Annotated in this window: 10 protein-coding genes and 1 pseudogene; 8 read left to right on the forward strand and 3 right to left on the reverse strand. The window is 40.8% G+C overall.

The window, feature by feature from the left end; genetic code table 11:
* Positions 1-2,454, forward strand: a 2,454-nt coding sequence (locus A3757_RS08305; RefSeq protein WP_082872077.1) for a choice-of-anchor Q domain-containing protein, incomplete at its 5' end; no start/stop codon positions are given.
* A gap of 646 nt (positions 2,455-3,100) precedes the next feature.
* Here the strand turns inward: A3757_RS08305 and A3757_RS08310 are convergent.
* Positions 3,101-3,721: pseudogene (locus tag A3757_RS08310) on the reverse strand (IS3 family transposase); the annotation flags it as partial.
* Between the two features lie 271 nt (positions 3,722-3,992).
* Between A3757_RS08310 and A3757_RS08315 the strand changes: the two are divergent.
* The 3 genes from A3757_RS08315 to A3757_RS25680 all read left to right on the forward strand — a co-directional run bounded on the left by A3757_RS08315 (position 3,993) and on the right by A3757_RS25680 (position 7,168).
* Positions 3,993-6,209 carry a dynamin family protein gene (locus tag A3757_RS08315; protein ID WP_068739404.1) on the forward strand — a complete coding sequence of 739 codons (2,217 nt, stop codon included), beginning with the start codon at positions 3,993-3,995 and terminating at the stop codon, positions 6,207-6,209.
* A gap of 143 nt (positions 6,210-6,352) precedes the next feature.
* On the forward strand, positions 6,353-6,580 hold the full coding sequence (locus A3757_RS08320; protein WP_068739405.1) for a hypothetical protein: 228 nt from the start codon (positions 6,353-6,355) through the stop codon (positions 6,578-6,580).
* Positions 6,581-7,015: 435 nt separating this feature from the next.
* Complete coding sequence (locus tag A3757_RS25680; protein WP_156492081.1) at positions 7,016-7,168, forward strand: hypothetical protein; 153 nt, start codon at positions 7,016-7,018, stop codon at positions 7,166-7,168.
* 189 nt (positions 7,169-7,357) lie between these two features.
* On the opposite strand, the gene A3757_RS08325 is transcribed toward A3757_RS25680, so the two are convergent.
* On the reverse strand, positions 7,358-8,056 hold the full coding sequence (locus tag A3757_RS08325) for an endonuclease (protein WP_068739406.1): 699 nt from the start codon (positions 8,054-8,056) through the stop codon (positions 7,358-7,360).
* Between the two features lie 33 nt (positions 8,057-8,089).
* Complete coding sequence (locus A3757_RS08330; protein WP_068739407.1) at positions 8,090-8,278, reverse strand: carbon storage regulator; 189 nt, start codon at positions 8,276-8,278, stop codon at positions 8,090-8,092.
* A 120-nt stretch (positions 8,279-8,398) separates the two neighbouring features.
* Between A3757_RS08330 and A3757_RS08335 the strand changes: the two genes are divergently transcribed.
* The 4 genes from A3757_RS08335 to A3757_RS08350 all read left to right on the forward strand — a co-directional run bounded on the left by A3757_RS08335 (position 8,399) and on the right by A3757_RS08350 (position 11,343).
* Positions 8,399-8,776: a helix-turn-helix domain-containing protein gene (locus tag A3757_RS08335; protein WP_231878243.1), complete on the forward strand. Its 378-nt coding sequence runs from the start codon at positions 8,399-8,401 to the stop codon at positions 8,774-8,776.
* On the forward strand, positions 8,773-10,008 hold the full coding sequence (locus A3757_RS08340; protein ID WP_068739409.1) for a type II toxin-antitoxin system HipA family toxin: 1,236 nt from the start codon (positions 8,773-8,775) through the stop codon (positions 10,006-10,008). Before A3757_RS08335 ends, A3757_RS08340 begins: the two co-directional genes overlap by 4 nt.
* A gap of 123 nt (positions 10,009-10,131) precedes the next feature.
* On the forward strand, positions 10,132-11,028 hold the full coding sequence (locus A3757_RS08345) for an ADP-ribosylglycohydrolase family protein (protein WP_068739411.1): 897 nt from the start codon (positions 10,132-10,134) through the stop codon (positions 11,026-11,028).
* A gap of 135 nt (positions 11,029-11,163) precedes the next feature.
* Positions 11,164-11,343, forward strand: a complete 180-nt coding sequence (locus A3757_RS08350; protein ID WP_068739413.1) for a hypothetical protein — start codon at positions 11,164-11,166, stop codon at positions 11,341-11,343.
* Positions 11,344-11,784: the final 441 nt, after the last annotated feature.

Raw genomic sequence — 11,784 nt, forward strand, 5'->3', positions numbered from 1 at the left:
AAAACAAACTTGAAGTTTTCTGCACTTATTTCGAGTGCGTTATTAGTTGGTTTAAGTTTCACAAGTCAGGCAGCAAATTTTGCCGTTAACGATACGAACGATAGCGTCGACGTCGACCCTGGTAATGGCGTTTGTGCGACAGCTAATGGTTCTTGTTCGCTGCGAGCCGCGGTGATGGAGGCTAATGCGTTACAAGGTGCAGATGCAATTACACTTCCTGCAGGTACATTTAAAATTTCTCTTGGTGAAATAGGGGAAGACCTTGCTGCAGAAGGTGATTTAGATATTTTGGATGATCTAAGCATAACCGGTGCTGGAGACTCTCTCACAGAAATAAGCAGTACCAACAATAGTTATCGCTTAGTCTCGGTGCTAAGAAACGAAGATTACGTCCTCCCCACACTTAGTATTTCTAATGTCACTATGACAGAGGGATTGGCATATGACAAAGCCGCACTAATATATAGCGAGGGCGATTTAAACCTAGATAGCGTGGTGTTGACCAATGCCGGTCCAGAGTCCAATGCAATCTACATTGAAGGAATGTATATTGGCGGAGGAAATCTAGAGCTCACGAGTAGTCAGGTTAATTCAAATTATCGAGGTCTTTACCTAGACGGAGGTAGAGCTTCTATCTCTGGTACAACCTTTAGGGAGAACGTGTCTACGGAAGAGGGCTCTGCAATATTTCAAGAACTCGGAATAGTCTCAATCGCTGACTCTAGTTTTCTAAATAATGAAGCATCGAATGGTGGTGCAATTAAAAGCGAAGGGAACATATCTATTGATAGCTCTCATTTTGAAGGTAACGTTTCTTCAGGTAATGGTGGGGGCGCAAATTTAGAAGGCCAGTATTCTTCTATCGTGAACTCAACGTTTATTTCGAACCAAGCTTCAGATGGTGGAGCTGTGTTCATTGGAACTAATGAGTTTACTAATTCGTCAGTGATAAAAGACTCTAGCTTCACATCTAATCATGCAAGTGATCAAGGTGGGGCTTTGTATACAGGTATCGGCCTAATTTTGGTTGATTCAAGTTTTAACTCTAATACAGCAGGGCGCTTTGGAGGTGCTATTCACTCGAGTGAAATGTCTGCATCGAATATTCTGGTTGCAAATAATGAGGCAGAAATAGCCGCTGGCGGCATAGCCATGGTTTCAGGTTCGATTTCAAACAGCCGAATTGTCAATAATAAGGCCACGCACCAGTTTAGCCACTCTGGAGGAATTAACGCTTATAACGAGATTGAACTGTCATTCTCTGAGGTGAGCGGTAACTCTGCTGCATCTGCCGGAGGTGTCGGTATTGGTCATAACAATGCTGAGGGTAGCTCAGTCATTATTAACTCGACTATCGCTAATAATAGTGCTGAATTGCATTCTGGAGGCTTGTACCTGAACGATGGCGAACTAGAAATCATCAATTCCACACTAGTACATAACGCTTTGCCGCTAGATAAAGATACTCGTGGTACAAGTATAGATAGTTCGAAAGGCTCAGTTGGTCTAAGAAATACTTTAATATATACAGAGTCAGGTTTTCAAAACTGTGTAGGGAATATAGAGTCTCTAGGTAATAATTTTGCTAGTGATTCTACCTGTGGCCATAACGCGGTGATAGACATGCTTCATCCGAGCTTGCTTGCCGATTCTAAGTTAGGTGAACTTAAAGACAACGGTGGCTATACACATACCATAGAGTTAGAACCAGAGCATCCAGCTATTGACGCTGGCGATGGACAATACTGCCACTCAGAAAAGATGCTCGACCAACGCTATTATGTACGTGCTGATTCTGCTTGCGATATTGGTGCTTACGAAGTCGGTAGCCGTAAAGCGATAGCCGGGACGCTGTCTTTTTCTTCTGCGAACTATGAGGTTAACGAAGATGGTGGTTTCATCACTGTTAAAGTCAGCCGCACGGGGGGGAGTGAAGGCGAGGCAGTAGCTTGGGTTTATGATACGGGGCTAGGTGATGCGAAGCCAGATTCGATCTCAGATTACGAAATTCTTAAACCTCTAGCTTTGAAGTGGTCAGATGGTGACGCCAGTGACAAGACGTTTGAAATTCAAGTATATAATGAGGAGACTTACTTTGGCCTGGACGATAACAATAACCCGGTAGGTTTTTTGGAAGGCGATGAAACTTTCACGCTTGGTATGGTACAAACTGGCATTGCTCATTTGGGAGTAGATGAAACAACCATCACAATCATCGATATAGATGAAGCAAATAGCAACATTGATGACGATTCTAGCAATGAAGGCGATTATACTTCAGATAACTCTGATGAGCCCATTGAGGATGACAAGGGTGCTGAACAGAGTAATGGAGATGTGAATGATGTTGAAGTATCCTCTAATTCATCTGGCGGAGGCTCGATGAGCCCATTGTTTTTAATAGCCCTGCTTATTATTTTATTAGCAAGGCTACAGTCACAAAGATTATTTTAACCAGGCGGTTTGTTATAGAGGGTTTTAGTCACTTCCTTGAAGTTGAAATCAGGGGTTTGGAATAAGTTCCTCTTGGTTGTGACTAAAAACACGAATACGTGTCGCCAAAATTGCGCTCAACTTGGCACTTGAGTGACTCTGAAGTGTCTGAAAAGACAAGGTTTCCGCATATAGATAGGCCTCACTACCTTAAAGAAATACACTAGATATGGCTATCGCCCAAAGGAACTTCTTTAAAGTGCCAATCTAAGTGAATGATGTAATGCTTTTCGTCTGTTCTAGCTGTGGGCGCGATTTGTTTTCTGCAGACGGGTTCGGATTAAGTAGCGTTTCAATGAATCACACAACTTAGACAAATGCTGCGTCATGCCTTCACCTCTCTACAGTATTTATCCTACTCTCTTTTTGGCTATACAGCGCCCTCTCAACGAGAAGCAATTAGATCAAGTAGTTTGTAGGTGCTTTTTTTGAGTAAAGTCTTCTCTCTGTTTGTATCAACTATTTTATATTTCACAGCAAAGCCGTATTCTATTTTTTTGCTGTTCGCTGAACCCTTAGTTACATCAGTGAAGGAAATATACTCCCAATCAACAGGCAATGAGTTAATACGTATAATATCTTTCTCTGATTCTGGAGGAAGCTCAGTTTACGCAGCCTGGTTTGCAAAGGCTACTGGTGTTAAATAATTCAGTGAACTGTGTGGCCTTTCATGGTTGTAGTGATGCCTCCAGTGATCGATTTCATATCTCGCTTCTTCAATGCTTCGGAACCAATGTAAGTTCAAACAGCTATCTCGAAATTTTCCATTCAGGCTTTCTATATAAGCATTTTGTGTCGGCTTTCCTGCCTGAATAAAGTTGAGTTTTACTCCGGTTTCTTTGCTCCAGAAGAACATTGCTTTGCTGGTAAATTCAGTCCCATTGTAACAGGTAATGCCATCTGGTTTGCCACGAGTCTCGATCAGCTGAGTTAAAAAACGCGATACTCGTGCGCCACTGATCGAGAACTCTGTCAGTTGGTCGACCATCTCCCGACTAAAGTCATCAACGACGTTAAGCACTCTAAAACGACGACCGTTGCTAAGCTGGTCTGCAACAAAATCCATAGACCAACGTTCATTTACTCGCGCAGGCAAGTCCATTACTAACATGGGGCGCGTAAGCTTCTTTCATTTCTTTGTGCGAACTTGTATTTCTTCTTCGGTGTAAACTCGGTAAGTGCGCTTCTTGTTGACCACCATGCCTTCTGATTTCAGCAGCAAAGGGAGTATGCAAAAATGTTGAATCATACTCGGAACCCTTCTGAAAGCTTCTTTTTTCAAATCAAATACAACAACGCTAATGTTACTGAATTTATCCAGTGCACTACATGTATTCTCGGAAAAAATATTTGTGTTGGTTGTTCTAGAGTAATTCTAAGATGTATTGCTGCAATAAAATGATTGGGATTGCGCAATAATGTGCAGAATATAAATATTTGTTTGCAATACCTGGGAAGGTAGGCTATTTTTTATTCAAGCAGTCTACAGAGGATGGGTTATGAGTACGTTGAAAAAGTTGAGGTTGGGGTTGAATCCAAAAAAGAGTCAAGAGGAGATAGCTACCTTAGTAGGTGTGTCTTTATCCATTTACCAAAGAGCTGAAGCTGACCCTGAGAGTGCATCGCCCAAACTATTACTTAGTCTCTGTAAGCTATATGGAGTTACCTTAAATGACCTTCTAACTGACCAAGAGGAAATGGAGGCGCTCAGCATTACACCTCCTTATGTAAATCTATTAAAGCATTCAAGTTTACTTAGGTCTTACTTTAGCAAGCCATCAATATCGACTAATGACGAAACCGAAAACCTAATTGGAAGTTTGCTAAGCAGGCTTTCAGCAGTTGCCAGAAAACCAAATCTTGGTGTCATGGGGCGTTCCGATGCAGGAAAGAGTCATTTCATAAATTACTTGCTAGGAGAAGCAAAGCTTCCTTCAAAGCTACAGCCGACTACCAGTGCTATTACTGTTTTGAAACACATTGAGGATAGACCTGAGACGGTTAAAGATGACGTTCTTATTTTTAACGAACTATGTGACATCTCTTTGTTAGATTCTCCGAGTTACTATGAGCAGAACGACATAATCTATAAGGCTGGCGGTTATGATTTATTGTCTGACGAAATTGTTCATGACCACTTTGAAGAAAAAGAGAGCGACGCTTATAGCTGTGTTGTGTTCATTGATGCACCAATCTTAACAGCATGCAACATTCTCGATGCGCCAGGTTTTTCCAATACAGACTTAGGGAGAGGAGATCGAAGTGATACGACTAAGGCTCTCTCAGTACTAACAATGCTTGACACTCTTGTGTATATGTCTCCCGTAACGGGCTGTATGGATAGTACTGATATAGCGTCTTTGCGTACTGTGATTAAGTCAGTACCTGAACCTCAAAACTTTGATTTGCCTCCAATGAATAATATTTTCTTTGTTGTCAGTCAGGCTTCTGATAACTGGTCAGATGTTCAGTTAGATGAACTAAAGAAAACAGCGGCAACTCGTATCTATAACCATTTTCTCATTAGTGATAATGATGGATTGCTGCATGAAAGAACGAAAGACTATAGCGAACCTATTTCACCTGATACGCTAGCTAGTCGATTCTTTACGTTCTGGGCTGAGTCAGTGGATCGTAGAAAAGATTTGACTGATGAGCTTACAAGCTATCTCCAATCTACTATGCCTTCGATGATTGATGGAAATGTAGATAGAACTCTAGTTGAATTTAAAGAAAAGGGTTGTTCCTATTTATCAGAAAAGATCTCGCAGGCTGAAAATGAGATTATTCAGTTTGAGAATCTGATTACCTCATACAAAGAAGCAATACGTCCTGAAAATGTCGCAGCCAAAACATCAAAAATTGAAAACCTCAGATCTTCACTGCTGACCAGTAAGAAGAAAAAAACTGCTGCACTGAAAATGTTTTCCGAGCGCCTTATTGCTCGGCATAAAGAAGTTGATTATCTAGAAGGGATTATAAAAGACAAATATAAGGATAAGAATGAAGCAAAAGAATATGCCTTCCCTCACATCATGGAAAGGATTCAATTGCATATAGAAAAGCAATACATGACAGAGGTGGGGGAGTTAGAACAAGAGATAAGCGAAAACTTGGATGATTTTACCTCGAGTTTCAACAGAGTTGATAGTAGCAATCAAGTAACAATTCCATTCGATTCTAGAGGAGCCTTTGCTGGGTTGGGAGTTGGAGGTGGGTTAATGGCTGGTTTAAGCATTTACGCATCTACAATGGGGGCATTGGGTGGATATGCAGTTGCTGCACAAGGCGTCGGTTTACTATCTTCAATTGGAATTGGATTTAGTGCGACAGGAGGCTCTGCTGGGGTTATGTCAGGTATAGCGGCTATTGGCGGGCCTGTGGTTTTAGCTGGGATACTTGGTGGTATTGCATTTTTAGGTGCTAAGCGTCTCTTCGGTGATACTTGGCAAAAAAGATTAGCCAAACAAATTATTAAGACTATGGACGAGAACAATACTGGAAAAACTGTCATTGATAATGTTGTCTCAGAATTTAGTAAAGCGGAAGAAGCAATTAATACGGGTAGTGATAATCTCAAAGAGCACTACATTGAACATATCAAAATGATGGATGAAATTATTCAAAGCCCAGCTGACTCCAAGGAAAAACTTGATGGTCAGGTAATGCAATTTAGGGAGTCTTTAGATTTTTTTATGGAAGCTCCATGGGACTGAATCTTGTGGAGCAAGAAGTTAATTTGCTAAAGAAGTATAAACCATACAAAGAGCCAAATGAGCAAGAAAATAAGGCCTTAGCATGAGTTAGGAATAGTTGAAAATACTTTAGTGTTAATAGACCAATAGAGAGGACAAATCTGATGAAGTTAGTTAATTCTATATCAAATAAGTACCGTCTCCATATTAGAGAAAAAGCAATTCAAAACTCTAAGAACCGTATTTTACTTGCTGGGAAAGATGAAAGAGATTTTAGTCGTGAAGAATTGGAATCTATAGTTCGCGAAGAAGAGGATAAGCTATACGACAAAATTAAGAATATGGGGCTGTTTGCTGTCATGAGCGCTTTTGGAATCTCTCTTTGGGGGTAGTGTCACTATGCTTAATCTAATAACTCGCTGGGCGTTTATCGCCTGCATATGGAACAAGCACCATAAAGTGATTAAGGTGCTTTGTTTATGCTCTCCCTTGGTGCTATTAATCTTTGTTTTACACTCGGAGTACATTGCTTACTGCAATATTTCTGACACGAAAACATGCGCTATTGGCTTATCCTTTACGTTTAAGTGGATAGGGATACTATCTATAATTCTGGTGGCTATTGTTTTGTCTAAATATAAGCACCCAGCGCCGTCTTCCGCTCACGAACAAATAACCAGAACTAGACTAAGAAATCCACAAAAAAGTGACGGATTTGATGAGATCAGAAACAAAAAAAGGCTTTTGAGTCGTGGCGATATCCTAATTCTGAGTAAGCCAAATCGTTAATAAGAAACTCTTGAACCCTCAATAGAAAAGGTGATTTTATGCTGTACTTTCATCCTGTTGTTGCTTGTTTGGTGTTGTGTTTGTTTTTCCCTTGGGCTGGAATTCCACTCCTAGTTTTGATGGTTATCTATTACCTGCTAATCGTTCCAATATTTGGGGATAAGGGTGATGAAAATAAGAAAAACAAGTAGTCCACTGACGCTACTGTTTGCACTTGCTGTGACGCAAATGTGTACATTGGTTCCTCAGTTTCAAGAGGTTGTTGCAGTGTTTATTATTATTGGACATATATTACTTGGAGTGTATTTATGGGATGTTCTGAGTTAGAGTTTAGCAATGAAATCTTACACTAGTTTGTACGTTTCATCTGAACTCTAAGGTTATTTGATATAGGGGTTCAGATTGCCTTGTATGGCCTCTATACGCTTGTTTCTAATCCGTTCGAAGCTGTCAACGGGATCAAGCCTATTCCACGCGTCAAATAACTTCCTTTGCTGCTTGCTCAGTTTAATGTTGTAACGGTCACTCATGTAGAAATAGATTCGGGCAATGTCACCATAGACGTATGAAGCAGGTTCAAAGCGTTTTGTCTTAAAGTCTACTTCAGCATCACATTTACCATAAACACGACTTTCACTTTCAATCATTCCATACTTGAAATTTGAACGATCACCGTTCACTTCACCAATAGCAGGTACTAAGTTATGCATATCACCTTCCATAGCGCGGAAGGTAGGATCTTTCTTGCACTTCTTGCGTCCACCATCGCGCCAACATTGCATGTGCTGTCCAAAGTGGTGGGCAGGCATTACATGTTCCCATTCGATCCGTGATGCTCGTTTGGGTTGCTTACGGGGCACGTATCCGCAACTATTCCAGTCCGGGCTTAACAGGTATTTGTTCTTGCTACCGATCTTTAACTGTTTGGAATAGGTGCACGCGCAATAGAATGATTGTTGGTGGTCAAAGTAAACGTGCTGAAGCTTCTTTTTAGCTTTGCTGAAGGTTAGGGTGTCAGCACTCGCACTAATTGAAAAAATAATGGTAAATAGTGCCAGATACTTCACCCATGTCTTCATTGCGTTGGTTCACCTCATTTTGGTAGTAGATAACTACACGATTTCACCGCGCACAATACCAACATTGTCAGGTGCTTGAATATTAATTCGAACCTGTCTTCCCTTCACTGAAGCAACTGATTGCCTGATAGTGATCAATTCGCCGTTTGAATCCCTGATATGAAAAAATAGCTCGTTTTTGTTTTGTTTAGCTTCGCGAGTTAATGCTAGTCCGTTACTCATTATGAAATTCCTTTTCATTATTTTTTAAGAGAAGCATTAGGTTATCAGGAATAGTTGTGAAAAAGGAGTTTTAACTACAACCATTTTCGAAATTAGTTCGCAAAGCTGTAGTGATCAATTATGCTTGCGATGATTGATTTGAATGCTATAGTTACCAGTATCAATATAAATGGTAGTTATAGTGATCATATTATGTCTTCTGATAAGCGAAAGGCCGTCGTATTCCCTAAGAACCGGAGAGTACTTGCACTATTAGGTGAGAACATTAAGTTAGCATGTAAGCGACGTAAATACTCTCAATCACTTGTTTCTGAACGAACAGGGTTAAGTCGTTTGACCATCCGAAAAATTGAGCGGGGAGACCCGACCGTCTCTATCGGGCATTATGTGGCTGTACTGGGGGTCATTGGATTGGTTGATGATTTAGCTCAAGTAGCAAGAGATGATGAACTTGGTCGCAAGCTTCAAGATATACAATTGTTGGGTAGATCAAGATGAGTATCGAAGTGCATGTCTATGCTGATTGGGAAGAATTCAGTGAGCCTATGCTTGTTGGGACTTTGCGTTCATCAATCACGAAGAGCAAGGAGCATTTTAGTTTTAGTTACGATCCATCTTGGCTGACATCTTCATTTGCACAAAAAATTGATCCTGATTTGGAGCTATTTACCGGCGAGCAACATAGCTCAGACTCTAGCAATTTTCGGGTCTTCCTAGATTCATGCCCAGACCGATGGGGACGTTTATTGATGAAGCGTCGAGAAGCGATTGTGGCCCGCCAGGAAGATCGTAAGCCTCGTGTTTTTCATGAAATCGATTATCTTTTAGGTGTCCATGATCTTTATCGCCAAGGGGCGTTGCGATTCAAAACTGATCCCAATGGTGAATTTCTGGATAACGATGAAGAATTGGCTGCGCCTCCTATCTCTTCACTGCGTGAACTTGAGCATGCAGCAATGAAGGTAGAAACCAGTGACAGTGATGACCCAGAATATTTGAAATGGCTTTACATGCTGATGTCGCCAGGTTCGTCACTAGGTGGTGCAAGACCCAAAGCTAGCGTTGTCGATGAGGATGGTCATTTATGGATCGCTAAATTTCCCAGTCGTTATGACGATCATGATATTGCTGCTTGGGAAAACCTTGTTTATAAACTCGCTCTGGACGCTGGTATCGACATGGCGGAAAGCCGAATTGAGAAGTTCAACTCTCATCACCATACCTTTTTGACCAAGCGATTTGATCGGACGGAGTTGAGCCGCCTACACTTTACTTCGGCGATGACTCAGCTTGGTTATTACGATGGTGATTATGACGCAAGTTACTTGGAGCTTGCCCAGTTTCTCACCGAACAGGGCTCAAATACAAAAGCAGATCTTGAGCAATTGTGGCGACGAGTTGTCTTTAACATTGCAGTTTCAAACACAGATGATCATTTAAGAAACCATGGCTTCATATACCGCAGCGGTGGCTGGGTATTATCTCCTGCCTATGATATTAATCCCGTGACACCATCAAATGGTTTACATCTCAATATTACCGATGATAACAATAGCCTCGATTATGATCTTGCAATGGAAGTGATCGACTTTTTTCAGCTAGGTGAAACCGAGGCGGAAGGCATCAAAGAAGAAGTATTAAGTGTCGTTAGTAGCTGGGAGTCAGTGGCCAAAGACATTGGTATCTCTCGTAGTGAGCAGCAGCTAATGGCTTCTGCTTTTAATGTTTGATGGGGTTCGCGATTTTTGGGGCTTGGTAAATAATAATGTCTTTAAAGATGCTTTTCATAATGTTGAATCAAAGCTGGATATATAATTTACCCCCCGTCTTCATTAATTAATATTGCAGTTAATATGATCAAATTGAAGAAAAGTAAATTTCAGGGTGCATTATTGGGGTTAGCTTGTGGTGACGCAGTTGGAGCTAGCGTTGAGTTTTGCTCGCGTGGAAGATTCACGCCTTTAACTGATATGATCGGTGGAGGGAAGTTTCAATTGAACCCAGGTGAGTGGACAGATGACACCGCAATGGCACTATGTCTAGCGGATAGCTTGATTGAGAATGGTTTTGATGTCGAAGATCAAATGGCTCGATATTGGCGTTGGGCTAACGAAGGTTACAACTCGTGTAGAGAGTATCCATTTGGAATGGGAAAGCAGGTTTCCCAAGCTTTAATTAGATACAAGAAAACTGGCAACCCAATAGCAGGAAGGATTGAATCAAAATACTCTGGAAACGGCTCTCTTATGCGCTTAGCTCCAGTTGCTATTTATTGCCACAGAGATCTAGAAGCCTGTTTGAAGTACGCGGAGCTTAGTTCAAAGACGACTCATGGTAGTGACGAATGCCTTTCTTCATGTAGGCTCTTGGCTGTGATGTTGTTTTTAGCATTTAATGGAGTTGAAAAGGAAAAGTTGTTTGAAAAGGCTGTTGGTGAAGTAATGTTTCCTAGTTCTATGGAGTGCATAAAAGATGGTGCTTTCTTATCGTTAAATGAAAGGGAAGTAAAAGGCAGTGGATATGTCGTAGAGAGTTTAGAGGCGGCATTATGGGCCTTCTACTCAACAGACACATTTGAGAGTGCCATTCTTGCTTCGGCAAACTTAGGAGATGATGCCGATACTACCGCTGCGATATGTGGCCAGTTAGCTGGAGCGTTTTATGGTGTTGATAGTATTCCTCTAAGCTGGAGGAAAATATTATTTAGGTCAGGTGATCTATTAGAAATAGCTAATCAACTGCAAAATTAACTGAAAAGGCTTTTCGATAGGGTTAGATGCTTGCTCAGAAGCAATTGTTTATATCCACTAGAACGTGGATATTGTTTATTGCGTAGTTGGATTAAGTTTAGGTCTCTGTATTGGTTAATGGTTGGGGCAATAATTATGGAAGCAAAGTTACATCACTATTTAAATGCCGGTTTATCAATATTGGTTGCGTCTGCTTTTATCAGTGTAATGCTGAGCCTGTTTGAAAGAGATGCAGGATGGTTAGCGCATATTGTTAATATATGGTTCTTTGTTGCTTTATATAAGATTATCAAATTAAAAGGTGATGAAGACTAACTGTATTACCCCACCTTATAGATTGATCCCAAAAAGCTCCCCGGACTCTATGTCTGCAAATTAATTTTATGTTTACATCGACCATGTAATCGTTCTTGTCCCTGCAATCTATCCAACAATTTGCTGAGATGTTACAAGCTCTAGTGAGTGTAGCTTGGGCTTGTACTGAGTGTTTTTTCTCATCAAAAAATATTGGCGACAATGATTGTCGCTTTAAAGGTTAAAGTGATAAACATAAAAGCACAACCCTCAAAGGATGAGACGTATGACTGTACAAATTCAAAACTCAATTGAGATTGATGAGGAGCTTTTCACGATAACAAGTTCGTCTCAATTTCCGGTATTTAATCCTGAAAATTATCATTTGAAACCCGTTACAACTTCTACTTGCTCTTGGTCCGGCTTTCACTGTTGTTTTGGGATTGTTGACGAGATATTAAT

This window comes from Oleiphilus sp. HI0117 (assembly GCF_001635235.1).